The following is a 25,573-nucleotide window of genomic DNA, read 5'->3' on the forward strand; positions in this document are numbered from 1 at the left end:
TCATCTGTGGCGAATACGACACGCTCGGGCCCCCAGGTCTTCCCGGAGTCTCGAGAGACGCGCATGGTCATGAGTGGGCGGTCGGCAACTTGTCGGAGACGGGCCGCCCCGCCCTCGTAGTCAGCAGGCAACGTCATGTCCCCCAGCACCGAGTTAGCTTTGTGTCTCCTGCCTGCGCGCGATCAGGCCGAAGCAGTGCGGCGGCCAGTCGGGAGCGCCCCAACTCCAGAAGAGGGGTGATCGATCTCGGCGCGCGCAGGTCAGCAGCGAAGCGTGGAGGAATGATCCAGTACGTGTCGGGTGGCTGTTGTTGGTCGACTCGCGGCACTCCGAGGTACGTGCCTTCCCTGATGCACGGGTGGCTACGGGCGAGCCTTTCGTCAATCGCTCTGTCCAAGGCCTCTTGCGTGTCCAATGAGCCACCTCCCGTGCTGGGTTCCGTTCGAGCACGTGCTTCAGCCTCCAGCAACTCAGCGAGGTGATCTAGGACTTGAACAGGTCGGAAGGAGGACCTCAATGGGACTCGTATGGACCCATGTGAGGGAAACAGTGCCTGAGAGAGGACTAGATATGGGAGTGTTGAAGGAGTCGCAGCAGGAGGTGTCTACGTGTCCAGGCCCACCGGCAACGTTCGACTCAAGGCCGCTCGAGTAGCCGCTGGCTTCAACTCCCAGCAGGACTTGGCAGATGCTCTAACCAGGCACGCGGAGAGCATGGGCCTCCGAGGGCTGTCGATCGGAGTACGACAAGTCCGCCGCTGGGAGTCGGACAGCCCGCCCTGGCCTCAGCCGGATTGTCAGCGAGTGCTCGTTCACCTGCTGGGCCAAAGCATGGAGGCACTCGGATTCACACCCCCTTGGGGCGCTGACAGTTCGCGAGTCACGGAGCCCACGCGGCGCGCCGTTGCCGCTGGGGGCGCGGCTGCTCTTGGTGTGGCAGCTATGCCTCGGCGAGCCGCCGCAGCGCCACAGCCGTCAACGGCCGGCGTCGACTTCCAGGCGGTCACTCGAGCTCACCGGAGGCTCTACTGGTCCGTCGCTCCGCCCCAACTCCACCCCGCCGTCGTCGCCCACGCGCGACTGGGTTGCGCCTTGCTCCCAGATACCTCGGCCTCGACACGTCAAAAGGTCGCGGGAGCGCTGGCGGAGACGTACCTTCTGGCAGGTCGGATCGAGTTTTTCGACCTACGCGAACCAGGTGCCGCCAATGCCACCCTTCTCCTGGCACTACAGGCCGCGGGTGAGGCAGACGATCCACTGCTCGGCTCGGCGATTCTCGCGCACATGGCGTTCGTACCTGGCTGGGTGGCGGACCGCGACGGAGCCTTGGAGCGGATGACAGCGGCTCGGACGTACGCCCGGCGGGCTTCGGCCTCAGCCGAATTCCTCGCCTGGCTTGACGCGGTGGAGGCCGAATGCGAAACCCGGTGCGGCAACACGCGTACCGCTGTGCACCTGATCGGACACGCTGAAGACGTCCTGGCAACCGGTAACGAACATCCGTCGCCGGAGTGGATGGACTGGTTCTCCCCAGCTCGCTTGGCTGCCTTCAAGGGAAACACCCAAGTGATCGCGGGGCACCTCCCGCAGGCCCGCGAGAGCCTGCTCCAGGCGCTGGACGCCATGACACCGGCCGAGGACAAGCAACGCTCGGTGATCTATGGCGACTTGGCCGCGGTGGAAGCGGCCGCGGGTAATCCGGAGCAGGCCTGCGACTATGCGGGTAAGGCTCTGGATCAGCTGGCCGTCACCTGGTACGCGACCGGCATGGACCGCGTTCGAGAGGCCCGCCGCGCGCTGACGCCGCACCAACACGAGCGCTGTGTTCGTGACCTCGACGACCGGCTGTACGACTGGTCGACAACGCTCAGCGTGCTGAGCGGTTGAAGTCTTCGACCGCTACCGGCAGCTCGAGCAGAGTCCTCACTCGGAAGGTAGGTAGCTCACGCGCCTCAGGGGAGTTCCACTGAATGGTCGCCCAGGGGCCGCGATGAATGAGTGCCGTAGGCATGCCCGCCTGACGTGCCGGGCGGATGTCGTTGTCGCAACGATCTCCGACGTAAAGGATCTCGCCGACGTCGTACGGCACAGCCTCGGCGACCCGCTTGAAGAACTCAGGGTCAGGCTTGCTGGCCCCCCAGTCGTCAGAGGTGCCGATCAGGTCAACGTCGCTTGAGAACAACCCACGCAGTATCCGCCCGGCACGCACGGTCTGGTTTCCAGCGATGCCGAGCCACAGTCCGTCGGCCCGGAGCCGTGCTAGCGCCGGGCGAACATCGGCGTACAGATCCTCTTCCCCGAACGTCTCCGGCTGCCCGGCGACGGCCCTCTTCTCCCGCTCCTCGTAGAGATCGAACCCCGGCCGGAACTCCTGGAAGACGTCCCTGTAGTCCCGCCCCTGAGCGATCACAGCGCCGAACATCGCATGAAACGTGTGCCGCGGCACCCCCAGCCAGTCCGCCCAGGTGCCGTACTCCCGGGTCTCGTCCACCAGGCACTCACCGACGTCGAAGACGACTGCGCGAATCATGGGAGAAGGGTAGCCGGACTTGCCCACCCCCCCACGGTGCATATGGTGTTAATGGGGCATATCGAACATGACGCCGGCGTCTCAGTGTGAAAAGTGCCCGCAGGTACCGATCCGCGATCTAGTCTGTAAAACTAGACCGGTTGATAAACCTGTAGCACCCTCAGGTTCGGATCCATGAAGTGGGGAGCGGCGTGGCAAACGACGACGGGCTTGACTGGGACGACCTAGACGGTGAAGAAGAGGACACTGCCGCGTCAGTCACGTCTGAAGAGGTCACACGGGCCGTTGTAACAGACACAGACTGGACAGCTGAGACCATTCTGAGCCAGCTGCGCCGTGGCAACATTCAGCTCAATCCGCGATTTCAGCGGCGAGATGCCTGGAATAAGCCCAGGAAGAGTCGTTTCATTGAATCGTTGATTCTTGGCCTACCTATTCCTCAGATTGTCCTCGCCGAAGATAAGAATCGGCGCGGCAAGTTCATCGTTTTGGACGGAAAACAACGGCTTCTGGCGCTAAGGCAATTTGCGGCTGGTTCGTCCTTTGCGGCGTCGGCCGAAGAAGAGAACTTCAAAGGGTTCTCGCTCACCGGGCTTGAGGTTCGGGAAGACCTCAGGCTCGTCACTCTCAAGAAGATGGAGAGCGACGACAGCTACGTAGACGACCTTAACTCGCTCCTCAACGAGACCATTCGAACTGTCGTCGTTCGTCGTTGGCCCAACGAGGACTTCCTTAATCTGGTGTTCCTCCGCTTGAACACGGGCAGCGTGAAGCTGTCACCGCAGGAACTTCGTCAAGCGCTTCACCCAGGCCCGTTTACAGACTTCTTGGACGACTGCGCATCGGATAGCGAGTGGCTTCGGGCTGCCCTCCGAATTGACAAGCCCGATTTCCGTATGCGGGATGTCGAGGTACTTCTACGGTACTTCGGTTTCCAGTTCACCCTGGATGAGTACACGGGCAACCTCAAGAAGTTTCTCGATGACACCGTTAATGTCCTCAACGCCCAGTGGGTAAAAGAAGAGGAACGGATCAAGCAAGTAGGGGAGAACTGCAACCGCTCTATTGAGGCGACGTTCAAGGTGTTCGGCGACAACTCCTTCTATCGCTGGGCCGGCGGGAAGTATGAAGGACGTTTTAATCGGGCTGTGTTCGACGTCATGACCTACTACTTCTCTGACGCCAACGTGCGATCTGCCGCTGTCTCTCGCGCAGAGATCGTGGAATGGGCCTTTCGCAATCTCTGTGACACCAATCAGCGATTTGTCGAGTCGATTCAAACGACGACCAAGACGCCCCTTGCGACACATCGGCGTCTTTCCCTCTGGGGTGAAGCGCTTGGTGACGCTATCGGCGTCAAGCTGCGCGTGCCGGAACTGCGTGATAACCGACTTATTCCGTAGAGGCGAGATGGCGTCTTCACGATTCGAGGAGTTGGCGAAGCGGATAGAGGAGCTTCGTCAGTGCTTTCTGCCGAAGGAATTCGATCCCACCGGCTCATACGAAGAGTCAGTCTATGAGCACACGCGAGCGTTTAGAGTTCTGGCGCACGCTGAATTCGAATCCTTTATAGAGGATCGCGTGATCGAAGTCGTCGACCACGCTGTATCGAAGTGGAAGGTTGCTGGATCGATATCCACGAGCTTGTTGGCGATCGTGGCATACCGTGAGTCTGCACCTGCCATACCTGACTCTTTAAGTGAAGCTGCGGCAAAGCCGGCTAAGTTTCCATCGCTGGAAGCGCGAGTAGATGCAGCTCGGACAGACCTTCATCGGTATGTGAGAAATCAGAACCACGGAATAAAGGAAAAGAATCTTCTGCGCTTGCTTTTGCCAATTGGCGTTCAGGAGGTGGAGATTGATTCCGCCTGGCTGAGCGCCACGGAGACTTGGGCTACAGCCAGGGGAGACGCTGCGCATAAGGGCGCCAAGATGCAGGTGAAACCCGATCCGCAGAATGAGATAAAGGTCGTGAATCTTGTTCTCGAAGGGTTTCGCGACCTAGATGAACAGATGGCCAAGAAGTAGGAATCAGTTCTCGGCGGTTTTCGTTTCCTGCCGCCGATGTGATATGTAGGAGGATCCCCCATGGCCTTGATCGACGAATTTAAGTCGGTCTCTGCTGACGTGCAAAGAGTGCATGGCCCCGTAACTTGCGGATTCCGGTCGTTTGTTGTCGACGGTCGACGTGTGCTTCAACTTGACACTTATGGATCTACCGAACGGCAGATCCTCGATAAGGTCAGCCAGAGCATCCAACTTGACGTCGAAGGGGCCCGTAAACTCGTTCAGATCATCCAGGAAGTTTTTCCAGAATTGTGATCGGGCGAATCTGAGCAGGACTGGACTTGGGCAGGGTGGGGCGCATTGGGCCGCCCCACCCTCCCTGCAGTGCTAGAGGCCCAGTTACTCGCGCCTCAGGCGTCATTTCCCATGGCAGGCTTCGTAAGTCCGACCGGAGCCACACCAACACTCCGCCCCCCTCCCCGGAGGCCAAGCCACCGCACGCCCCCGCGCCGCCAGTGTCGTCGCGTACTGCGGGAGCAGGGTCGCGTCCGTCGGGGACGAGCCCTCCGACGCTGCGAAGGCCTCGTACGACGGCACCGTGCCGGTGACGATGCCCAGGTTGGGGGTGCCGGAGGCGGAGAGTTCGCGGAGGGACGACTCTATGGTCGCCAAGTGGGTCTCGTGGGACGGGTACTCCGTCGCCAGGGCCGGGTAGGCCGACAGGAGTTCCGACAGCTCCGGTGCCGGCCAGTGGAGGATTGCCACCGGGAACGGGCGGGAGAGGGCCTCGCGGTAGGCGCCGAGTTCGGCTCGGAGGCGGGAGATCTCCGCGACCAGTTCCGCGGGGTTGTCCGAGCCGAGGGACCAGACGCGTTTGGGGTCGTGGAGTTCGTCGAGCGGCACGGGGGAGGTGTGGAGGGTGTCCGCCAGGGTGTCCCAGTCGTCGTGCGGGAGGCCGCGCATGCGGCGGACGCGGTGGCGGCCGTAGAGGAGGGGGTGGGTGGCGGGCGGGGGCTCCTCCTCGGCCGGCAGGAGGAGGCGCGCCGCCTCCGTGAACGTCTCCTCCGCCGCCTCCAGCTCGTCGTGCGACTCCAGGGACTCCGCGATGATCACCCAGGGGGCCGGGTCCCGCGGGGCCGTCGTGCGGATGCCGTCGATGATCGCCCTCGCCTCCGCCTCGTGGTCGTACTCCCAGAGGTTGGAGGCCTTCAGGGCGCGGACCAGTGCGGGGTTGTCCAGGCCGTCCGGTGAGGACAGCAGGCGGTCGTAGAGCGCGGTGGCCGCGGGGCGGTCGCCGGACAGTTCGAGGTGGGCCGCGGCGCGCAGCAGGAGGGCCTCGGCGTCCTCGGGATACAGTCCGGCGGTCCGCTCCAGGCGTGCCGCTTCGGCGGTGTGGTCGACGTTCTCGGCAGGCGTGTCGGGGCGCATGGGGGACACCGTACTGCCGAGCACTGACTCAAGGGGGTAAGTGCAGGTCAGGGACCCCTTGAGGCCTTGTTCAGACCGTCACTCCGTCCACCTGGAGTGTCTGGATCGACTTCGGGGCGAAGGGGAGCGACAGCGTTGTGCCGGACAGGTGGGTGTCCGCGTGGGGGGTGTAGAGGTCGGAGCCGCCCGTCGTGACCGTGTTCCAGCGGGGGACCAGGCCGCCCGAGCCGCCGGTCACCGATGAGAAGCGGGAGAGGTCGAAGGTCAGGGTCGTGGCCGAGGAGGAGGTGTTCGCGGCCACGATCACCAGGCGTTTCGCCGTACTGTCCAGTGCGGCCGTCGCGTAGCCGACCCCGGTGTCCAGGATCGTCATGCCCGGGCGGATGTGGCGGGTGAACTGGGCCAGTACGTAGTACTTCGTCTGGACCGCTCCCGGCTGCAGGGTGCCCGCGTCGTACGCGATCGTCGCCCAGCCCGCGCTGGGGTCCATCACCTGCCAGTACACCCACGCCGTCGGGTGCAGCCAGCGGAAGTCGTACAGCAGGTTGCCGGCCAGGGTCAGGCCCGTGGCGTCGCCGTCCCCGGTCTCGGAGTTCCACAGGGCCTTGCGCGCCGTCGTGACGACGTCCGTGTAGAGCAGGTCCCGGCGGCCGCCCGAGCCCTGGTAGCCGTGGACGTTCACCCGGTCCACGTACCCCTTGGTCGTGGAGGAGAAGGAGTTCCAGGTGGTGCGGGCCAGGTCGTAGCTCGTCTCGTCGGATGCCGAGATCCTCGTCGCCGTCAGGCCCCGCTTGTCCAACTCGCTGCGCAGGTAGGGCAGTACGGCCGCCTGGACCGTCGCGTCCATGTGGCAGCCCTCCTGCGTGCCGGTCGCCGTCCACCAGGAGGACGAGGGCTCGTTGAAGGCCTCCACCGTGCTGAAGGTCACGCCCCAGTTCTGCTTGGCGTACAGCGCCACCGACGCCAGGTGGGAGGCGTGCTGACGGTAGTTCCAGGACTGGAGGTTGTTGCCGCCGTCCGAGGCGCCGGAGGGGTTGTGGTCGAGGCACATCCACCACATGGGGGAGTTGGCGAACAGCTCGCTGATCGCGCCCCGTTGAGTCGCCTTCACCAGCATCGCGCGCTGCGTCGCGTCCGCCGTCCACTTCCAGGACGACGACGTGGGATCCTCGTTCGTCCAGTCCTGCCAGTAGCCCTCGATCTGCTTGAAGCGCGGGATGTTCGGGGAGGCGGCCATGGACTCGCCGTTGACGCTGTTCCAGCTGCACGCGCCGAGGTTGTAGCGGGCGATGTTCAGGCCCAGGCCGGGGAGCGACGTGCCGTTGTACGGCGTCGTCTTCGTGGTGAAGAAGATGTCCGCGAAGTCGTCCCGGGTGCCGAAGATGTTCGCCCACCAGGCCAGCGAGGTGCCCCAGCCCTCCCAGGTGCCGTAGGCGGCGGACGGGTCGACGGGGATGGTCGCGTCCGCCCTCGCCGTGCCCGTGGACAGGGCGCCGCCCAGGGCGGCGCCGCCCGCTGCTGCCAACAGGGTTCTGCGTCGGATCATGGGTGGCTCTCCGCTTCTCCGTTGCGGCTTTCGGCAGCAGGAAGCATGGGGGTGGCGGGTGGGGTTGTCGAGAGTTCTGACAGTGCTTTCTAAAATGGGTTGAGGAAGAGCTGCCGTATCCCGACTTCCTTGCGGATATGGCCGGTTGTGGTCTGTGTGTCTGCCGTGCGGGCGGCTCCGGTGGAGGCGCCGGGCTCGCGGACGCGCTCCCCGGGCGGCCGGCCGCGTCTCAGTCCGGCCCCGCTAGGGCCGCCGCTCCCGCAGCACCCCCACCAGCACGGCCCCCACCAGTGCCAGCCCTGCCGACACCAGCAGGGCGGTGTTCGTGCCGCTCGCCAGGGTGTGGGAGGAGGTGGCGAGGGCGATGGTCAGGGCCACGCCGGCGCAGGAGCCGATGTAGCGGAGGGTCTGCTGGGCGCCGGAGCCCATCGCGGCCCGTTCGCGCGGGACCGAGTCCACGGCCAGCAGCGGCAGCGCGCCGTTGAGCAGGCCGCTGCCGATGCCGCTGATGATCAGACCGGGCAGCAGCCGGGTCCAGGAGCCGGAGGCGAGGGCGCCGAGCATGGTCAGGACGGCGACGGCGTGCAGGGCGAAGCCGACGGCGAGTTGTGCGCGCGGGGCGATACGGCCGGCCAGGTGCTTGACCTGGAGGGCGACCAGGAAGCTCAGGCCGGACCAGAGCAGGAGCAGCCAGGCCGTCCGGATCGGGGACAGGTGGAGGACCTGCTGGAGCAGGGCCGGCAGGAAGCTGAAGGTGCCGATCACCGCGAGGCCGGTGAACAGCCCGCCCGCGGCCGAGGCCAGGAACGGGACGTGGCGCAGCAGGCCCAGCTCGATCATCGGGGTACGCGTCCGGTGCTCCACGGCGGCGAAGAGCGCCAGGAGGAGGACGGCTGCCGCGAGCAGCAGTCCGACCGGGGCGCGCAGCCAGCCGTCGCGGCCCAGGGTCAGGGCCGCCACCAGGGCCACCAGGGCCAGGCCGAAGGCCAGGGCGCCCGGGATGTCCGGGCGGCCGCCGCGCGGGGCGCGTGATTCGGCGAGCGCGCGGGTGCCCAGCGCGGCCAGGACGACGGCCGCCGCGCCCAGCACGCCGTACGCCACCCGCCAGGTCGGCAGCGCGCCCGCGACCAGGGGGCCCACCGCGATGCCGCCGCTGACGAAGGCGCCCCACACGCCGGTCGCGTGCAGCCGGCCGCGCGGGGACGGGAAGGCGGCGACCAGCAGGCCGAGGCTGCTCGCGAGGATCGCCGCGCTCGCCGCGCCCTGGGCGATGCGGGCGAGGGTGAACTGCCAGGTGGACGTCGAGAGGGCGCCGAGGGCGGTGGTGAGGCCGAGGGCCAGCGTGCCGGCGAGGAAGATCCGGCGGCGGCCGTAGTCGTCGGCGAGGCTGCCGGCGACCAGCAGTACGGCGGCGAGGCCGAGCGGGGTGCCGTTCAGCAGCCAGGCCTGGGCGGAGAGCGGGGTGTGCAGGGCGGTCGCGGTGCCGGGCAGCGTGACCATCGGGGCGGTGTACGTCATCAGCGTGACGGCGGTGGCCGCGCTGGTCAGGGCGAGTGTGGCCCGGGGGCGGACGGGGGCGTCCCGGGTGGTGGCGCCTCGTACGGCTGTGGCGGCGGGCGTGGTGGCGGTGGAGGAGTCGAGCCCGGTCATGGCGTGGTCCTGTTCATCGGGGGCTGCGGCCGGGGTGAGCGGCAGGGCGGTTCATGGTTCAGTCATTGAACTGACCTGACCGCACCACCGTAACATCGATGGTTCGGTCAGTGAACCTAGGCTCGGAAAGTGGTTACAGTGGACGGCATGGCACTGGGCAAGGACTACGCGTCGCAGGAGTGCTCGATCGCCCGCGCGCTCGAGATCGTCGGCGAGCGCTGGACGCTGCTCGTCGTCCGCGACGCGCTGTACGGCGTCCGGCGGTACAACGACTTCCTGGTCCACCTCGGCATCCCGCGCGCCGTCCTCGCCGCCCGGCTGCAGACCCTGACCGCCGAGGGCATCCTCGAAAAGCGGCGGTACCAGCAGTCGCCGCCGCGCGACGAGTACGTCGTCACCGAACGCGGCATCGCCCTGTGGCCCATCCTGCGCGCCCTCGGCGTGTGGGGGCGCGAGCACTTCAGCGAGGCGCGGCTGCGGTATTTCCGGCACGCGGAGTGCGGCACGGAACTCGGCCCGTACGGCGAATGTCCCGCGTGCGGGGTCGCCGTACCGGTCGGGGACGTGGTCATGGTGCCCGGGCCCGGCCTCGACCCGGACCCGGCGGATCCGGTCAGCCGGGCCCTGCTGAAGCCGAAACGGCTGCTGGAGCCGCTGGTGACGGACCCCGCCTGACCCCTCAGGCGGCGCCCGCGTTCCGGAGCACCTCGATGCCCGCCTGGTCGGTGGCGTCCGAGTCGCCGCCCAGCCGGTGGACGACCACCCAGCGGCCGTCCGCGCGGGCGGCGGCGAAGACCGACGCGTGGCGGGTCGCGCCGTTGTGCCAGTGGACCGGGCCGGCCGTCTGCCACGAGGGCGCGGGGTCGCCCAGCCGGCGCTCGATCACCAGCCGGACGAGGAGATCGGCGACCGCGCGCGGCGTCGCCCACAGTCCGCCCGCCGGAAGGATCGCCCCGTCCATGGTCCAGGGCCGCCGGCCCCTGCCGAACAGTCCCGGGGCGAGCAGACGCCGGTCCCGCTCGGGCCGTGCGCTCACCTCGTGGACGTCCAGCGGCCGCAGCACGTGCTCGGCGAGCAGTTCCTCGTACGACGCACCGGCCGCCCCGGCCAGCGCGGCGCCCAGCACGGCGTACCCGAGGTTGGAGTACTCCTCCTGCTGTCCCGGCGGCCGGATGACGACCGAGTCAAGGCGGCCCAGCAACCGGCGCATGGCGTCGGCGTCGAACGCGGCGTACGGATCGCGGCGGCGGGCCGCTCCGGGTGGCAGGCGCGGCAGTCCGGAGGTGTGCGCGGCCAGGTGCCGCAGGGTGATGCCGGTGCCGGGGGCGGCGGGGAGCCAGCGCTCGACGGGGTCGTCGGCGTCGAGCAGGCCCGCGGCGGCCATACGCATGAGCGCCGTACCGGTGAGCACCTTGGTGAAGGAGCCGATCTCCACGAACCGGTCCACGGCGTGGCCGTCGGTGACGCGGGCGGGGCGGGCGTCGGTGAGGACGCAGGTGGGGATGTGCGGCATGCGGGGCCCTTCGCGTGTCTGCCATCAGGTATACAAGGAGAGAGAGGGCAAGCAGGCCTGGGTGGTTGAGGCCGTGGGGAGGGGGAGACAGGTGGTCCGACGTCTCGCGCGGTCGCGTGCGCTCGCCCCGCTGCTGCTCCTGCTCCTGCCGGTCCTGCTGCTCGACGCCGGCAACCTCTCCGCGACCGTCGCGCTCGCCGCGACCACGGCGGCCGGGGCCGCCTTCGCCGCCTGCCTGTTGATGGCCGCCCGCACCGCGCCCGCCGTACCGCCCACCCGGGTGCGCACGGCGATCCGCGACCGGGCCCGGCGTACGGCCTTCCTGCCGCAGCGCGATCCCGACGCGCCCGGCCGGCGCCGGCCCAGGGCGCCCGGACAGGGCCTTCCGGCGACCGCCGCGTAGGGCACCCGCACTCCCGTAGGTGACCCCGCGCGGGTCGTCATGCCGTTCTGCGTCATTCCGGCACGACGAGACCCCCGGAGGGCTCACCCATGTCCGTCTTCCCTGTCTTCTCCGTTTTCGCCCACCTGGTCGAGCGCCTCGCCGACCTGCTCCAGCCGCTCTTCCACGCCTCCGCGGCCGCCGCCGCGATCGTCCTGTTCACCGCGCTCGTACGACTCCTCGTCCACCCGCTGTCCCGCGCCGCCGCCCGCGGCCAGCGGGCCCGCGCCGAACTCCAGCCGCGCGTCGCCGAGCTGCGCCGGAAGCACGCCGAGGATCCGCGCCGGCTGCAGCAGGCGGTGCTCGAACTGCACGCCGAGGAACGCGTCTCGCCGCTGTCCGGCTGCCTGCCCAGCCTGCTCCAGATGCCCGCCTTCTTCCTGCTCTACCACCTCTTCTCCAGCACCACGATCGGCGGCGCGAGCAACGGCCTGCTCGCCCACCGGCTGTTCGCGGCACCGCTCGGCGGGCGCTGGGCCGACGCCCTCGCCGGCGGCGGGGTGTTCGGCCCGGCCGGGCTGGTCTACCTCGGGCTCTTCGCCGTCGTCGCGGCCGTCGCCACCTTCAACTACCGCCGCACCCAGCGGATGACGGCGGACAACCCGGTCGCGGTGGGCGCCGGGGGTGGCGAGCAGGTGCCGGGGCTCGGCGCGGTCACCAAGGCCATGCCGTTCATGTCCTTCTTCACGCTCGTCACCGTGGCGGTCGTCCCGCTGGCCGCCGCGCTCTACGTCGTCACCAGCACGGCGTGGAGCGCGGTCGAGCGGGCCGTGCTGTACCGGTAGAGGGCCGGGTTACGGTCCAGTACGTGAACAGGGTCTTGCCTAGTGGACCGGCGGATTGGAGGATCGACCAGTCCTCCGATGGCTGCACCCATCGGTCCGGGCGTCCGCGATCGAGGGAGATTGTGACCATGAAGCTGCTGCGAGTCGGTACGGCAGGGGCCGAGCGGCCCGCGCTGCTCGACGCCGAGGGGACCCTGAGGGACCTGTCGGGCCTCGTGGACGACATCGACGGCGCGCTCCTCGCCGACGACGGCGCGCTCGGCCGGGTACGGGCGGCGGCCGAGTCCGGCGAGCTGCCCGCGCTGGACGCGACCGGACTGCGGATCGGGCCGCCGCTGGCCCGCATCGGGAAGATCGTGTGCATCGGGCTCAACTACCACGACCACGCCCGCGAGACGGGCGCCGAGCCGCCCGGCGAGCCGGTCGTCTTCTTCAAGGCGCCGGACACGGTCGTCGGGCCCAACGACACGGTGCTCGTCCCGAGGGGGTCGGCCAAGACCGACTGGGAAGTGGAACTGGCGGTCGTCATCGGACGGACGGCCCGCTACCTCGGCTCCGCCGAAGAAGGGCTCGCGCACGTCGCCGGGTACGCGGTGGCGCACGACGTGTCCGAGCGGGAGTTCCAGATCGAGCGCGGCGGGACCTGGGACAAGGGCAAGAACTGCGAGACCTTCAATCCCCTGGGCCCGTGGCTGGTCACGGCGGACGAGGTTCCGGATCCGCAGAGTCTGTCGCTGAAGCTGTGGGTCAACGGCGAGCTGAAGCAGAACGGCACGACGGCCGAGCAGATCTTCCCGGTCGGCGAAGTCGTGCGGTACGTCAGCCAGTTCATGACGCTGTACCCCGGGGATGTCATCAACACGGGGACGCCGGCGGGGGTGGCGATGGGACAGCCCGAGCCCAAGCCGTATCTGCGGGCCGGGGATGTGGTGGAGCTGGAGATCGCGGGGCTGGGTCGGCAACGCCAGGAGTTGAAAGACGTCTGAGGGGGTGGGGCTGCGTGAGTGCGGCGGGTGCGGGTCCGTCGCGGTTTCTCACGCCCGCGCGGCGGAGCCGCACATCCGACACAGCCCCGCGCCCCTGAAGGGCGTTTCCGCTCACCCCAGGAGAGAAGCGAGCCTGCGCCACTCCTCCCTCGGCAGAGTGTCCCTGTCACCGCCTGTGACGACCTGGAGGGCCACGTGGTCCGCGCCCGCCTCGTGGAAGGTGTTGATGCGGTCCCGGATCCGGGTCTCGTCGCCCCAGGCGAAGACCGCGTCGACCAGGTGGTCGCTGCCGCCGTTCGTCAGGTCGTCCTCGGTGAAGCCCAGGCGCAGGAAGTTGTTGGTGTAGTTCGGCAGGGCGAGGTACATCGCGAGGGTCCCGCGGGCGAGGGTGCGGGCGCGGGACGGGTCGGTCTCCAGGATCACCTTCAGCTCGGGGGCGAGCAGCGGGTCCGGGCCGAGGATCTCGCGCGCCTGGGCGGTGTGCTCCGCGGTGACCAGGTACGGCACCGCGCCCGCCGCCCGGTCGCGGGCCAGCTCGAGCGTCTTGGGGCCGAGGGCGGCCAGGACACGGCGGTCCGCGGGGACGCCGGCCGTGTCGAGGGCGTCGAGGTAGGCCACCAGGGCCGAGTACGGCCGGCGGTACTGGTCGGCGAGCTTGGCGTGGCTCACGCCGAGGCCGAGCAGGAAGCGGCCGGGGTGGGCCGCGTCCACCTCGGCGAAGGACGCGGCGCTGGTCTCGGCGTCGTAGTCCCAGATGCTCTGGATGCTGGTGCCGACGGTGAGGGTGCGGGTCGCCTCGAGGAGCGGTACGGCGTGCCGGGCGGCGCTGCTGCCGCCCAGCCATACGGCGCCGTAGCCGAGCTGCTCCAACTCGGCCGCCGCTTCCGCCAGTTCGCCCCGCAGCGCGGGGTCCTCGGCGCGCAGTCCGACGCTCCAGACGCCGTACCGGCCGATCCTGTCCTTCAAGGTGCTCAGGGTGCTCATGGGGCCGTCCCTCCGGGTGGGGCCGTGATCGTCGACGTCTGCAGCCATTCCCAACCGGAGGGATCCCTCACGTAATCCCGGCGGGTGTCACACCTTCAGAACCGGCGGTGGTCACACCTTGAGGAACTGTTCCAGCGCCTCCACGACGAACCGGTGGTCCTGGAGCTGGGGCAGGCCGGAGACCGTGACCGCGCCGATGACGCCCACGTTCTCCACGGTGACCGGGAACGAGCCGCCGTGCGCCGCATAGACGTCCGGGTCGAGGCGGGAGGAGTCCTCGAACGTCGTGCCCTTGGCGCGGAAGCGGGCGCCGACCAGGTAGGAAGAGGCGCCGTAGCGCTCGACGACCCGGCGCTTGCGGGCGATCCAGGCGTCGTTGTCCGGGGTGGAGCCCGGCAGGGCCGCGTGGAAGAGCTGCTGGCCGGCCCGGTGGATGTCGACGGCCACCGGGGCCTGCCGCTCCCGGGCCAGCTCCACCAGGAGCGAACCGAGGGCCCAGGCGTCGTCGTAGGTGAACTGCCGGAAGACCAGGCGGCGTTCCTGCGCCTCCAGCTCCTCGACGGACGGCGTGAGTTCGGGGGTGGACCTGGGCGTGAGCTGCGGATGGTGCTGCTGGTGGGGCATCAGAGGGTCACCGTCACCTTGTCTCGGGCCGACGTGCGGGCCGCTTCCAGTACGTCGAGGGCGGCGGCCGCCTCCAGGGCGGTCACCGGGTTGGGGCCGGCGCCGGTCAGGGCGCGGGCGACGGCCGCGTAGTAGGCGGGGTAGTCGCCGGGGACGGTCGGGACGGCGGTGCCGCCGCCGGTCAGCGGGGACTCCCCGGCGCCGATACGGCCGTACAGGGACTCCGGCTCCGCGCCCCACTGCGGGCCGGGGCGCAGGCCCTCGCGCAGCGCGGCCTCCTGCGGATCGAGGCCGTACTTCACATAGCCCGCCCGGGAGCCGAGCACCCGGAAACGGGGGCCGAGCTGGGCGGTCGTCGCGGAGACGTAGAGGTGGGAGCGGACGCCGCCGGCGTGGGTGAGCGCGATGAAGGTGTCGTCGTCGGTCTCGGCGCCGGGGCGGCGGACGTCCGTCTCGGCGTACACCTCGGTGACCGGGCCGAAGAGGACCAGCGCCTGGTCGACGACATGGCTGCCGAGGTCGTACAGCAGACCTCCGATCTCTGCCGGGTCGCCGGACTCGCGCCAGCCGCCCTTGAGCTGGGGGCGCCAGCGCTCGAAGCGGGACTCGAAGCGCCATACGTCACCCAGGTCGCCCTGGGAGATCAGCTTGCGCAGGGTCAGGAAGTCGTTGTCCCAGCGGCGGTTCTGGAAGACGGACAGGAGCAGACCGCGCTCCTCGGCGAGGGCGGCGAGGTCGCGGGCCTCGGCCGCCGTACCCGCGAGCGGCTTGTCGACGACGACCGGCAGGCCCGCCTTCAGGGCGGTGGCGGCGAGCGGTACGTGCGTCTTGTTCGGGGAGGCGACGACGACCAGGTCCAGCTCGTCCGCGCGGTCGAACAGCTCCTCGGCGGTGGCGGCCGGCCGCACGTCCGGGAACTCGGCGCGGGCCTGCCGCTGCCGCTCCGGGCTGGAGGTGACCACCGTGTCGAGGGCGAGCCCGTCGGTCGCGGCGATCAGCGGGGCGTGGAAGACGGAGCCGGCGAGGCCGTAGCCGATCAGGCCGACGCGGAGGGGGGTGGCAGTCGTGCGTCCTGTCATGCCGTCCACTTTCGCAACGCTGTTGCCAAAGTGCAAGTGGTGGGGAGAATGGGTGGCGTGAACAGGGCGAGTACGGGGTCGGGTGCGGAGATGGGGGCGCAGTCCGCTTCGGGGCCGGGCATGGGGCGGCCGGGGGCTGGGGGCGGGGTGAGGTCCGGGGACGAGGCCGGGGTGGGGTCGCGGTCCGGGCCGGGGGGTCGGGTCGGGTCCGCGTCGGGAGCGGGGATGGGGCGTGGTCAGGCCGCGGGGCGTGCGGGGGCGAATCTGGGGGCGGTGCGGAGTCATAACGCCGCGCTGGTGCTGGGGTTGCTGCGGGACGCCGGGGCCGAGGGGATCAGCCGGCTGGAACTGGCCGAGCGTACGGGGCTGACCCCGCAGGCCGTCAGCAAGATCACCGCGCGGCTGCGGGAGGAGGGGTTCGCGGCGGAGGCCGGGCGGCGGGCGTCGACCGGGGGCAAGCCGCGGACCGTGCTGCGGCTGGTACCGGAGGCCGGGCACGCGGTGGGGGTGCATCTGGACCGGGACGAGCTGCGGGTGGTGCTGGTCGATCTCGACGGGGCCGTGGTGGGCGAGCGGCGGGCCGAGCTGGGGCTCGGGGCCGGCGTGGACGCCGTACCGGCGGTGGTCGGGGACGCGGTGGAGACGGTGGTGCGGGAGAGCCTGGGCTGCGACGGCCCGGGGCTTTCCGGCGCCGGGACGCTGCTCGGGGTGGGGGTGGCGGTGCCGGGGCCGCTCGATCATGCGCGCGGGGTGCTGCACCGGGTGACCGGGTTTCCCGAGTGGGACGGGTTCCCGCTGCGGGACGCGCTCGGGGAGCGGCTGGGGGTGCCGGTCGTGGTGGACAAGGACACCAACGCCGCGGCGCTCGGGCTGTCGGTGGGCGGCGAGGGGGGTACCGGTGGGTCCTTCGCGTATCTGCATCTCGGTACGGGGCTCGGTGCCGGGCTGGTGATCGGCGGGCGGGTGCACCGGGGGGCGCGGACCGGGGCGGGGGAGTTCGGGCACCAGGTGATCCAGCTGGACGGGCCGGTGTGCGAGTGCGGGGACCGGGGGTGCGTGGAGGCGCTGTGCCTGGACGCGGTACGGCGCGGGGAGGCGGCGGAGGCGGCGCGGGTGCTCGGGGTGGGGGCCGCGAACCTGGTCGGGCTGCTGGACATCGACGCGGTGCTGCTGGGTGGGCGGACCGTCGCCGGAGCGCCGGAGGTGTTCGTCCGGGGGGTCGGGGAGGTCCTCGACGCCCGGGCCCGGCGGGAGGGGGCGACGGGCGGGGCGGTGCCGGTGCGGTGCGCTCCGCGGGGGGAGCGGGTGGTGGTGGAGGGGGCGGCGCAGCTGTTGCTGGCGCCGGTGTTCGGGAGGGGGGAGGCGTGACGGTGTGCTGTGCTGCGGCGGCGGGTCATGAAGCCGGCGGCACTGCAGCGCCCCGTAAGGGGCGCGGGGAACTGCGCGACCAGCCACAGGGGGCCCGCAGCCGCGCACGGTCCCGGACGACCCGATGGGTAGGCGCTCGGTTCACGCCCCCGGCAGGTTCAGCTGCCACGACACCCCGAAGCGGTCGTTGACCCAGCTGAACTTGGGGCTGAAGCCGTAGTTGCCCAGGGGCATCAGTTCGGTGCCCTCGTCGGAGAGGGCGGTGTGGAGGCGGTCGATCTCGGCCTCGTCGTCGCACTGGACGAAGAGCGAGATCGCCGGCGTGAAGGTGAACTCGTGCTGCGCGGGGCTGTCGATGCACATGAACTGCTGACCGGCGAGCGAGAACGTCGCGTGCTGCACGCTGCCCTCCTTGCCGGGCCCGTCGGCGCCGTAGCGGGTGATGTGCACGATCTCGGCGTCGTCGAAGAGCGAGGTGTAGAAGGTCATCGCGGCCTCGGCGTTGCCCTCGAACATCAGAAACGTGGTGATCTTCTGCGACGACTCGATCCTCATCCCACCGCTCCTTCGACACGGATCCATACCTGTGCCCACAATGGAACCAACAGCATCGACTGAATCAAGCGCATCCAATCGCATCAAGCGCCTCGCGGCGCGGTGAGGAGTGAGTATGCGCTGCTCCCGCATCACCACCGCCACCCTCGTCGGCGTCAGCGTCGTCGCCCTCGCCGGGACGGCCGCCGCCTCCCCGGCCGGCACCGTCAGTCCCGCGAAGGTGAAGCCCGGCCAGACCGTCTCCCTCACGCTCAGGGGATGCAGTGATCCCGCCGAGGGCGGCCGGGCCGAAGGCGAGCAGGTCGGCGCGCACACCTCGGAACGCACCCCCATCCGCACCACCCAGCTGAGGCCGACGAAGAAGGGTGTGCTGGTCGGGGTCGCCGGGATCGAGCGGAACACGCGCCCGGGCGTGCAGCACATCTACATGGCCTGCGCCTCCGATCCGGACAACGTGGTCACGGTGGACGTCACCGTCACCAGCTGACCTGCTTCACCGGCACACCGTCACGAGCCATCCCGCCCCCATCCCGCTGATCGAGCGGACTTCCCGCCCCCTGCCGGAGTGGCGGGCCACGGCGAGCCGGCCGACCGGCATGCTCATGTGTTCATGAGACTGCCGCCACCCCTGCCTCCGTCGCTCCGGCTCGCCGCGGCCGCCGCGTCCGCGTCCGTCGTCGTGGTCGTCACCACCGCGCCGGCCGCCGCGTCGGCCGCCCCGCCGCCCGCGTGTGCGGGCGCGGACGCGCGGGCCTTCCCGCTGGCCGCCCGGATCCGGGGCGGTCCGCCGTCCTACGAGGCGGGCGGCGGATACGGCACCTGGTACCTCGACCTCACCAACACGGCCGGCGAGACCTGCACCGGCATCCACCCGGTGGTCGTCCTCGTCGACGACAAGCACGCGCTGCGCCCCGACCAGCCCCAGCTGGAGTTCTACGACGGCGCTCGGCCCCTGCCGGTGACGTTCGAGAGCACCGACGAGCAGGAGCTGGTCGGCGTGCTCGACGGCGCCGGGTTCGAGGGGTTCGCCGTACCGCCCGGCAAGACCGTCAGCGTCAAGCTCAGGCTCGCGCTTCCCTCCGACACCCCCTCCGACCAGGTCACCGTCAACGCGGCCGTCGTCCAGCGCCGGGGCGACGACGGCGACTGGGTCGGCGAGTCCAACGCGTACCGGTTCGCGATCGGCCCGTACGGCGACGAGCCGCCGCCGCAGCCGGACGCGACCGGGAAGAGCGAAGAGCCGAGGCCGTCCGGCAGCCCGCAGGCCACGCCCAGCACCGGCACCGGTACCGGCACCTCCAGCCCCGGGCCCTCCCTGCCGTTCGCCGCGGACGCGGCGGAGGCCGCCGAGCGGGCCCGTGAGCTGGCGGACACCGGACCGGGCCTCGCCCACGGGTTGCTCGCGGCCGGCGGGGCGCTCCTCGCCGTGGTCTGCGGGGCGCTGCTCCTGGCCCGCAGGCGCCGCTGAGCGGAGGGCGCATGACACCGCTGAGCCAGGGGCGTACGAGACCCCCCGTGCCGTCTGCGACGATCCCTGCGTGGACTACCCGAACGACCAGGCCCCCGGCGCCCCCGTCCGCTCCGGCATTCCCGAGCACGGGCGCATCCCCAAGTACTACGCGGTGAAGGCGCGGATCGCCGCCCTGCTGGAGGAGCTGGGGGAGGGCAGCGTCATCCCCACCGAACGGGACCTCGCCGAGCGGTACGACGTCGCCCGGGAGACCGTGCGGCAGGCCGTACGGGAGCTGGTGCTGGAAGGGCGACTGCGGCGCAAGGGGCGCGGGACCGTGGTCGCCGGGCCCAAGCTCGCCCAGCCGCTGTCCCTCGCCAGCTACACCGAGGGCGTGCGGCGGCAGGGCCGTACGCCCGGCCGTTCGCTCGTCGCCCTGGACCGCTTCCCCTGCCCGGACGCCCTCGCCGCCGAAACGGGGCTCACCCGGGGCGAGCCCGTCTGGCACCTGGAGCGCGTGCTGCTCGCCGACGAGGAGCGGGTCGGCCTGGAGAGCACGTACGTCGCCGTGGCCCGGTTGCCCCGGCTGGACTCCGACTTCGACCCCGACTCCTCCTTCTACGGCTATCTCGCCGCCCAGGGCATCGCCTTCGGCGACGCCGACGAGCGGATCGAGACCGTGCTGGCCACGCCCCGCGAGGCCCTGCTCATCGGCACCCCGCCCGCCCTGCCGATGCTGCTGATCCACCGCGTCTCGAGGGACACCGAGGGCCGCCCCCTGGAGCGTGTGCGCTCGCTGTACCGGGGAGACCGGTTCTCCTTCACCGCCCACCTCAAAGGCTGAGAAAAGGCCCTCATCGACCCGCTCGATTATCACGGAAAGATAACGGGTCTAGCCCAAACGTGATGGGTCGTTCAGGCTCTCGTTGACAGCCGGATGTCTCCGGTTACCCGATCGCGAGGAGCGTGGACGTCGTGAAAGTGACAGTCGTCGGAGCAGGCGTGGTGGGCACCTTGCACGCCTGGCAGGCACTACAGCGCGGCCACCAGGTCGTCCAGATCGAGCGCGAGGCCGAGGCGCGCGGCGCCTCGCTGCGCAACTTCGGGCAGATCTGGGTGAGCGGCCGCGCCGGCGGAGAAGAGCTGGCGACCGCGCTGCGGGCGCGGGAGCTGTGGGAGGAGATCGGCGCGCGGGTCCCGGCGCTGGGCTTCCGGGCGAACGGCTCCCTCACCCCCGTACGGGGCCCCCTGGAGCTGGCCGTCGCCGAGGCCGCCGTGGCCCGCGCGGACGCCGGCGACCGCGGCTACAAGCTGCTCATCCCCAGCGAGGCCCGCGCCCTCAACCCCGCCCTGCGGGGTGACTTCACCGCAGCCCTGTACTGCGAGCGGGACGCGGCCGTCGAACCCCGTACCGCCCAACTCGCGCTGCGCGCCGAGCTGTCGAAGTCCCCGGACTACACCTTCCTGCCCGGCCGCGAGGTGCGCGAGGTCACCGGTCCCGGAACCGTCCGGGACGACCACGGCGACGTGCACCGGGCCGACGCGGTCGTGCTGTGCACCGGCGCCTGGCTCGGCGGACTGGTCCGCGAACTCGCCGGACCGGACCTGCCCGTGCGCCGCGTCCGGCTGCAGATGATGCAGACCGACCCGCTGGGCGAGCCACTGCCGACCTCGGTGGCCGACGCCGACAGCTTCCGCTACTACCCGGCCTACGCCTCCCCGGCGCTGGACGAGCTCAACGCCCGGCAGCCGCAGCCGGAGACCGCCGCCGCGCACCGGATGCAGCTGCTCATGGTGCAGCGCGCCGACGGCGGACTGACCATCGGCGACACCCACGCATACGAGCACCCCTTCGCCTTCGACACCGTCGAGGAGCCGTACGAGCACCTCACCGGCGTCGTGGAGTCCCTCCTCGGCCGGCCGCTGCCGCGCGTCCGGCGCCGCTGGGCGGGCGTGTACGCGCAGGTCACCGACCCCGGCCGGGTGGTGCACCGCCAGCAGGTGAGCGAGGGGGTGTGGCTGGTCACCGGGCCCGGCGGGCGCGGCATGACCTGCGCCCCCGCGATAGCCGAGACCACCGCGAACGAACTGGACTGGTGAGCACCCCATGACCCCCGTCCCCACCGACATCCGGCTCGTCGTCCTGGACATGGCCGGCACGACCGTCGCCGACGGCGGCCTGGTCGAGCGCGCCTTCGAGGCGGCGGCCCGCGAGCTGGGCGTCGAGCCCGGCTCGGCTCAGCACGCCGAGCACCTCGCCTACGTCCGCGCCACCATGGGCGAGTCCAAGATCTCCGTCTTCCGGCACCTGTTCGGCGACGAGGACCGCGCCCGGCGCGCCAACACCGCCTTCGAGAAGGCGTACGGCGACCTGGTCGACGCCGGGCTGATCGCCCCGGTCCCCGGCGCCCGCGAGGCCATCGAGAAGCTCGCCGGCAGCGGCCGTACCGTCGTGCTGACCACCGGATTCGCCCGCGTCACCCAGGACGCCGTCCTCAACGCCCTCGGCTGGCGGGACCTCGTCCCGCTCACCCTGTGCCCGGCCGACGCCGGCGGGCGCGGGCGGCCGTACCCGGACATGGTCCTTGAGGCGTTCGTGCGCACCAAGGCCGCCGAGGACGTCCGGCAGGTCGCCGTCGTCGGGGACACCTCGTACGACGTGCTCAGCGGCGTACGCGCCGGGGCCGGGCTGGTCGCCGGGGTGCGCACCGGCGCCCACGGCGACGAGCAGTTCCGCACCGCCGGCGCCACCCACGTCCTCGACTCCGCAGCCGACCTGCCCGCGCTGCTGGGAGACCGGTGAGATGGGCATCCGCTTCGACTCCGTCACCGTCGCCTACGACGGAAACGTCGTCCTCGACTCCCTCGACCTGACCGTCGAGCCCGGCGAGGTCATGGCGCTGCTCGGGCCGTCCGGCTCCGGCAAGACCACCGCGTTGCGGGCGGTCGCCGGATTCGTACGGCCCGTGTCCGGGCGGGTGCTCCTCGGCGGCCGGGACGTGACGGGCCTGCCGCCGTACCGGCGCGGCATCGGGATGGTCGTCCAGAGCTACGCGCTCTTCCCGCACATGCGGGTGGACGAGAACGTGGCCTTCGGGCTCAGGGCCCGCAGGACGAGCAAGGCACAGACCCGGCAGCGGGTCGCCGAGTCGCTGGAGCTGACGGGCATGGCCGCCTACGCCCGCCGGCATCCGCGCGAGCTGTCCGGCGGCCAGCAGCAGCGCGTCGCCATCGCCCGCGCGCTCGCCATCCGGCCGGACGTGCTCCTGCTGGACGAGCCGCTGTCCGCGCTGGACGCCCGGCTGCGCTCCGGCATGCTGGCCGAGCTCGCCCGGCTGCACCGGGAGTTGCCGGACATGTCGATGCTGTACGTCACCCACGACCAGGTCGAGGCGCTGACGCTGGCCGACCGGATCGCCGTCATGGACCGGGCCCGCCTGCAGGCCTGCGGCACGCCGCAGGAGCTGTACCGGGCGCCGGGCGACGCGTTCACGGCGTCCTTCGTGGGCGGCGCGAACCTCCTTCCGGTGACCGTGGGCTCCGGGGGCGTCGAGTTCGCGGGCAGGGCGCTGAAGGCCGACACCGGGGACGCGGCCGCGGGGGCGCGGGCCACGTTGTGCGTACGGCCGCATCTGGTGGGGCTCGGCGACGGGCCCAACCGGCTCGCCGGCGTCGTACGGGAGATCCAGTGGCGGGGGGCCACGCACCGGCTGTACGTCGAGGTCGACGGGCACTCCGTGATGGCGGACGTGCGGGAGCTGAGGGATCCGCCCCGGCACGGGGACGCGGTGTCGCTGCACTTCGCGCCGGACGACGCGGTGCTGCTGCCCGCGGGGGTGAGCCATGGCTGAGGCCGTCCGGGAGGCGCGGGCCGTTCGTGGCCGGCGCGGCTCCACACGGGCTTACGGGGCGCTGCTGTGGGTGCTCCCTCCGACTACGCTCCTCGCCCTCTTCTTCCTCTACCCCCTCGCCCTCGTCGTCCGGCAGTCCTTCCAGCCGGACACCGGCGGCACCTCCCTCCAGCCGTACGCCGACGTCTTCGCCTCCGAAGCCTTCCGGAACGCGCTGTGGACCACCGTGTGGCTGGCGCTGGCCTCCACCGCCGGATGCCTGGTCCTCGGCTTCCTGCTCGCGCTGGTCATCGCGTTCGTGCCGTTCCCCGGGGCGAGGGCGGTGGCCCGGTTCATCGACGTCTACCTGTCCTTCCCGTCCTTCCTGATCACGCTGGCGCTGCTGTTCCTCTACGGCAGCACGGGCATCGTCGGCTCCTTCCAGTTCCTCACCACGCCCTGGGGCGTGCTGCTGGCGGAGGTCACCTACTTCACGCCGTTCGTGATGCGGCCACTGCTCGCCGCGTTCTCGCAGCTGGACACCGCGCAACTGGAGGTGGCCGGTTCACTGGGCGCGCGGGCGCCCCGCATCGTCCGCCGGGTCGTCCTGCCGGAGGCGCTGCCCGCGCTCGCGGCCGGCGGGAGCCTGGTGCTGGTGCTGTGCCTCAACGAGTTCGGGATCGTGCTGTTCACCGGCGCCAAAGGGGTCACCACCCTGCCGATGCTCGTCTACGGCAAGGCGATCCTGGAGTCCGACTACCCGGGCGCGTGTGTGGTCGCCGTCGTCAACGTCCTGATCTCCGTGGGTCTCTACGGCCTGTACCGGGTGGTGAGCCGTCGTGCTGGTGCATAGCCGCAAGGCGAGGTGGGCCGTGTGGGCGGTGTTCCTCGTCCTGTTCGTGCCGCTGTTCGCGCTGCCCCTCCTCGTCATCCTCGGCGCCTCCTTCGCCACCCACTGGTCCGGTGTCCTGCCCTCGGGCGCGACCACCGGCAACTACCGCGCCGCCACCTGCGGCGACGCCCTCCAGGCGCTCACCACCAGCCTGCTCACGGCCGCCGGCGCCAGCCTGCTCGCGCTGACCGCCGGCACCTGGGCCGCGCTGGCCGGGGCGGCCCTGAAGAAGCGGTACCGCAGGATCGTGGACACCCTGTTCGTGCTGCCGGTCGCCGTGCCCTCCGTCGTGGTCGGACTGTCGGTCCTGGTGGCCTTCTCCCAGCCGCCGATGCTGCTCAACGGCACCCGGTGGATCGTGATCCTCGCGCACACCGTGCTGGTCACCGCCTTCGCCCATCAGTCGGTGTCGGCGGCGATCACCCGCCTCGACCCGGCCTTCGAACAGGCCGCCGCCTCCCTCGGCGCCGGCCCCGCCCGGGTCCTGTGGCGGGTCCGCCTGCCCCTGCTGCTGCCCTCCCTGACCGCCGCCGCCGGCCTGTGCTTCGCCCTGTCCATGGGCGAGCTGAGCGCCACGATGATGCTCTACCCGCCCGACTGGACCCCGCTGCCCGTCCTGATCTACGCGGCCACCGACCGCGGCGCCCTGTTCACCGGCTCCGCCGTCGCCATCGTGCTGATGGCCGCGACCCTGCTCGTCCTGTTCGCCGTCTCCCGGGTCCGCACCCGGGCGTCGTACCGCTGAACCCGCTCCCCGCCACCCCGCCACCCCGCCACCCCGCCAGGAGTTCACCTCGCCATGCCCAGAAACACCCTCAAGGCCGCCACCGCCCTCGCCGTTCTCACCGCGCCGCTGCTGTCCGCCTGCGGCTCCTCCTCCGCCGCCTCCGACGCCAAGGTCGTCACCGTCTACAGCGCCGACGGCCTCAAGGGCGAGAGCGGCGACGGCTGGTACGACAAGGTCTTCGCCGACTTCACCAGGCAGACCGGCATCAAGGTCGAGTACGTCGAGGGCGGCTCCGGCGAGATGGTGCAGCGCGCCGTCCGCGAGAAGAGCAACCCGCAGGCCGACGTGCTGGTCACCCTCCCGCCGTTCATCCAGCAGGCCGACGGCAAGGGCCTGCTGCAGAAGTACGGCCCGAAGGACGCCGGCCAGGTCGGCGCCGCCGGCAAGGCCGCCGACGGGACGTGGACGGCCGTCGTCAACAACTACTTCGGCTTCGTCTACAACAAGAAGCAGCTCAAGCAGGCCCCGAAAACCTGGAACGAGCTGCTCGGCTCCCGGTACAGGAACAAGCTGCAGTACTCCACGCCCGGCGTCGCCGGCGACGGTACGGCCGTCCTCATCAAGGCCGTCCACGACTTCGGCGGCAAGGACGCCGCCCTCGCCTACCTGAAGAAGCTCCAGGCCAACAACGTCGGCCCGTCCGCCTCCACCGGGAAGCTCGCCCCCAAGGTGGACAAGGGCGAACTGCTCGTCGCCAACGGCGACGTGCAGATGAACTACGCCCAGTCCAAGACCATGCCGAACCTCGGCATCTGGTTCCCGGCCGGCCAGGACGGCAGGCCCACCACCTTCGCCCTGCCGTACGCCGCAGGCCTGGTCACCAAGGCCCCGCACAGCGAGAACGGCAGGAAGCTCCTCGACTTCATGCTCGCGCGGAAGCAGCAGCAGGAGGTCAGCGGGATCGGAGGCGGATTCGCCGCCCGCCAGGACGTCAAGACCACCGACGCCAACGCCGTCGCCCTCACCCGGCTGATGGACGGCGTGGAGGTCTTCCAGCCCGACTGGAACGACATCGACGAGAACCTCACGTCGTACGTCGAGGACTGGAAGTCGGCCACCGGAAGCTGAGCCGACCGACCGGCGAAACGCCGGGGTCAGGATCAGGCCGCCCTGACTAG

Annotated in this window: 27 protein-coding genes; 18 read left to right on the forward strand and 9 right to left on the reverse strand. The window is 70.5% G+C overall.

Annotation, left to right across the window (positions count from 1 at the left end; all coding sequences use genetic code 11):
* The first annotated feature begins 608 nt into the window (after nucleotides 1–608).
* A complete protein-coding gene (locus AB0950_RS24315; RefSeq protein WP_360572457.1) occupies nucleotides 609–1,886 on the forward strand; it encodes a transcriptional regulator in 1,278 nt (425 codons plus the stop codon).
* Here the strand turns inward: AB0950_RS24315 and AB0950_RS24320 are convergent.
* The gene (locus tag AB0950_RS24320) at nucleotides 1,867–2,529 is read right to left on the reverse strand and encodes an HAD family hydrolase (protein WP_360572454.1); all 663 of its coding nucleotides are present in this window, start codon (nucleotides 2,527–2,529) and stop codon (nucleotides 1,867–1,869) included. The genes AB0950_RS24315 and AB0950_RS24320 overlap by 20 nt on opposite strands.
* 191 nt (nucleotides 2,530–2,720) lie before the next feature.
* On the opposite strand from AB0950_RS24320, the gene AB0950_RS24325 reads away from it, so the two are divergent.
* Genes AB0950_RS24325 through AB0950_RS24335 form a run of 3 tightly spaced genes read left to right on the forward strand, consistent with a single transcriptional unit; the run spans nucleotide 2,721 to nucleotide 4,851 of the window.
* Nucleotides 2,721–3,932, forward strand: coding sequence for a DUF262 domain-containing protein (locus AB0950_RS24325; RefSeq protein WP_360572452.1), 1,212 nt, complete (start codon nucleotides 2,721–2,723; stop codon nucleotides 3,930–3,932).
* Between the two features lie 31 nt (nucleotides 3,933–3,963).
* Nucleotides 3,964–4,557, forward strand: coding sequence for a HEPN domain-containing protein (locus AB0950_RS24330; protein WP_366779388.1), 594 nt, complete (start codon nucleotides 3,964–3,966; stop codon nucleotides 4,555–4,557).
* A gap of 60 nt (nucleotides 4,558–4,617) precedes the next feature.
* A complete protein-coding gene (locus AB0950_RS24335) occupies nucleotides 4,618–4,851 on the forward strand; it encodes a hypothetical protein (protein ID WP_360572448.1) in 234 nt (77 codons plus the stop codon).
* A 102-nt stretch (nucleotides 4,852–4,953) separates the two neighbouring features.
* Here the strand turns inward: AB0950_RS24335 and AB0950_RS24340 are convergent, their stop codons facing one another.
* The 3 genes from AB0950_RS24340 to AB0950_RS24350 form a co-directional block, all read right to left on the reverse strand.
* Nucleotides 4,954–5,964 (reverse strand): SEC-C domain-containing protein, encoded by a 1,011-nt coding sequence (locus AB0950_RS24340; RefSeq protein WP_360572446.1) that lies wholly within the window; start codon nucleotides 5,962–5,964, stop codon nucleotides 4,954–4,956.
* A gap of 70 nt (nucleotides 5,965–6,034) precedes the next feature.
* Nucleotides 6,035–7,510, reverse strand: a complete 1,476-nt coding sequence (locus tag AB0950_RS24345; RefSeq protein WP_366779389.1) for a beta-1,6-galactanase — start codon at nucleotides 7,508–7,510, stop codon at nucleotides 6,035–6,037.
* 243 nt (nucleotides 7,511–7,753) lie between these two features.
* Nucleotides 7,754–9,160, reverse strand: coding sequence for an MFS transporter (locus AB0950_RS24350; RefSeq protein WP_366779390.1), 1,407 nt, complete (start codon nucleotides 9,158–9,160; stop codon nucleotides 7,754–7,756).
* 147 nt (nucleotides 9,161–9,307) lie between these two features.
* Here AB0950_RS24350 and AB0950_RS24355 point away from each other — a divergent pair, with 147 nt between their 5' ends.
* Complete coding sequence (locus AB0950_RS24355) at nucleotides 9,308–9,835, forward strand: helix-turn-helix domain-containing protein (RefSeq protein ID WP_360145321.1); 528 nt, start codon at nucleotides 9,308–9,310, stop codon at nucleotides 9,833–9,835.
* A gap of 4 nt (nucleotides 9,836–9,839) precedes the next feature.
* Here AB0950_RS24355 and AB0950_RS24360 read toward each other — a convergent pair whose 3' ends face one another.
* Nucleotides 9,840–10,673, reverse strand: a complete 834-nt coding sequence (locus AB0950_RS24360) for a serine hydrolase domain-containing protein (protein WP_360145318.1) — start codon at nucleotides 10,671–10,673, stop codon at nucleotides 9,840–9,842.
* A gap of 91 nt (nucleotides 10,674–10,764) precedes the next feature.
* Here AB0950_RS24360 and AB0950_RS24365 point away from each other — a divergent pair, with 91 nt between their 5' ends.
* From AB0950_RS24365 to AB0950_RS24375, 3 genes are all read left to right on the forward strand, one after another.
* On the forward strand, nucleotides 10,765–11,076 hold the full coding sequence (locus tag AB0950_RS24365; RefSeq protein WP_360145315.1) for a DUF6412 domain-containing protein: 312 nt from the start codon (nucleotides 10,765–10,767) through the stop codon (nucleotides 11,074–11,076).
* A gap of 89 nt (nucleotides 11,077–11,165) precedes the next feature.
* Nucleotides 11,166–11,900 (forward strand): YidC/Oxa1 family membrane protein insertase, encoded by a 735-nt coding sequence (locus tag AB0950_RS24370; RefSeq protein WP_360145312.1) that lies wholly within the window; start codon nucleotides 11,166–11,168, stop codon nucleotides 11,898–11,900.
* Between the two features lie 128 nt (nucleotides 11,901–12,028).
* On the forward strand, nucleotides 12,029–12,886 hold the full coding sequence (locus AB0950_RS24375; RefSeq protein WP_366779391.1) for a fumarylacetoacetate hydrolase family protein: 858 nt from the start codon (nucleotides 12,029–12,031) through the stop codon (nucleotides 12,884–12,886).
* A gap of 111 nt (nucleotides 12,887–12,997) precedes the next feature.
* On the opposite strand, the gene AB0950_RS24380 is transcribed toward AB0950_RS24375, so the two are convergent.
* From AB0950_RS24380 to AB0950_RS24390, 3 genes are all read right to left on the reverse strand, one after another.
* Complete coding sequence (locus AB0950_RS24380; protein ID WP_360145306.1) at nucleotides 12,998–13,870, reverse strand: LLM class F420-dependent oxidoreductase; 873 nt, start codon at nucleotides 13,868–13,870, stop codon at nucleotides 12,998–13,000.
* A gap of 111 nt (nucleotides 13,871–13,981) precedes the next feature.
* Nucleotides 13,982–14,494, reverse strand: a complete 513-nt coding sequence (locus AB0950_RS24385; protein ID WP_366779392.1) for a heme-degrading domain-containing protein — start codon at nucleotides 14,492–14,494, stop codon at nucleotides 13,982–13,984.
* Complete coding sequence (locus tag AB0950_RS24390) at nucleotides 14,494–15,573, reverse strand: Gfo/Idh/MocA family oxidoreductase (RefSeq protein WP_360145300.1); 1,080 nt, start codon at nucleotides 15,571–15,573, stop codon at nucleotides 14,494–14,496. Before AB0950_RS24390 ends, AB0950_RS24385 begins: the two co-directional genes overlap by 1 nt.
* Before the next feature lie 225 nt (nucleotides 15,574–15,798).
* On the opposite strand from AB0950_RS24390, the gene AB0950_RS24395 reads away from it, so the two are divergent.
* On the forward strand, nucleotides 15,799–16,941 hold the full coding sequence (locus AB0950_RS24395) for an ROK family transcriptional regulator (RefSeq protein WP_360145297.1): 1,143 nt from the start codon (nucleotides 15,799–15,801) through the stop codon (nucleotides 16,939–16,941).
* Nucleotides 16,942–17,082: 141 nt separating this feature from the next.
* On the opposite strand, the gene AB0950_RS24400 is transcribed toward AB0950_RS24395, so the two are convergent.
* Nucleotides 17,083–17,496, reverse strand: a complete 414-nt coding sequence (locus AB0950_RS24400; protein ID WP_360572426.1) for a VOC family protein — start codon at nucleotides 17,494–17,496, stop codon at nucleotides 17,083–17,085.
* Nucleotides 17,497–17,611: 115 nt separating this feature from the next.
* Here AB0950_RS24400 and AB0950_RS24405 point away from each other — a divergent pair, with 115 nt between their 5' ends.
* From AB0950_RS24405 to AB0950_RS24445, 9 genes are all read left to right on the forward strand, one after another.
* Entirely contained in the window at nucleotides 17,612–17,983 is a 372-nt protein-coding gene (locus AB0950_RS24405; protein ID WP_366779393.1) for a hypothetical protein, read from the forward strand.
* Nucleotides 17,984–18,106: 123 nt separating this feature from the next.
* Nucleotides 18,107–18,964 carry a hypothetical protein gene (locus tag AB0950_RS24410; RefSeq protein WP_360572424.1) on the forward strand — a complete coding sequence of 286 codons (858 nt, stop codon included), beginning with the start codon at nucleotides 18,107–18,109 and terminating at the stop codon, nucleotides 18,962–18,964.
* A 70-nt stretch (nucleotides 18,965–19,034) separates the two neighbouring features.
* Nucleotides 19,035–19,790, forward strand: a complete 756-nt coding sequence (locus AB0950_RS24415; protein ID WP_360145285.1) for a GntR family transcriptional regulator — start codon at nucleotides 19,035–19,037, stop codon at nucleotides 19,788–19,790.
* 131 nt (nucleotides 19,791–19,921) lie between these two features.
* On the forward strand, nucleotides 19,922–21,046 hold the full coding sequence (locus AB0950_RS24420; protein ID WP_366779394.1) for a TIGR03364 family FAD-dependent oxidoreductase: 1,125 nt from the start codon (nucleotides 19,922–19,924) through the stop codon (nucleotides 21,044–21,046).
* A 7-nt stretch (nucleotides 21,047–21,053) separates the two neighbouring features.
* Entirely contained in the window at nucleotides 21,054–21,749 is a 696-nt protein-coding gene (locus tag AB0950_RS24425; protein ID WP_360572420.1) for a phosphonatase-like hydrolase, read from the forward strand.
* A gap of 1 nt (nucleotide 21,750) precedes the next feature.
* On the forward strand, nucleotides 21,751–22,797 hold the full coding sequence (locus AB0950_RS24430; protein WP_366779395.1) for an ABC transporter ATP-binding protein: 1,047 nt from the start codon (nucleotides 21,751–21,753) through the stop codon (nucleotides 22,795–22,797).
* Complete coding sequence (locus AB0950_RS24435; protein WP_360572416.1) at nucleotides 22,790–23,629, forward strand: 2-aminoethylphosphonate ABC transporter permease subunit; 840 nt, start codon at nucleotides 22,790–22,792, stop codon at nucleotides 23,627–23,629. Before AB0950_RS24430 ends, AB0950_RS24435 begins: the two co-directional genes overlap by 8 nt.
* The gene (locus AB0950_RS24440) at nucleotides 23,616–24,413 is read left to right on the forward strand and encodes an ABC transporter permease subunit (protein ID WP_360145271.1); all 798 of its coding nucleotides are present in this window, start codon (nucleotides 23,616–23,618) and stop codon (nucleotides 24,411–24,413) included. Before AB0950_RS24435 ends, AB0950_RS24440 begins: the two co-directional genes overlap by 14 nt.
* 54 nt (nucleotides 24,414–24,467) lie before the next feature.
* The gene (locus AB0950_RS24445; protein ID WP_360145268.1) at nucleotides 24,468–25,523 is read left to right on the forward strand and encodes a 2-aminoethylphosphonate ABC transporter substrate-binding protein; all 1,056 of its coding nucleotides are present in this window, start codon (nucleotides 24,468–24,470) and stop codon (nucleotides 25,521–25,523) included.
* Nucleotides 25,524–25,573 lie beyond the last annotated feature (50 nt).

This window comes from Streptomyces sp. NPDC007189 (assembly GCF_040703635.1).
In the GTDB taxonomy this organism is placed as follows: Bacteria; Actinomycetota; Actinomycetes; order Streptomycetales; family Streptomycetaceae; genus Streptomyces.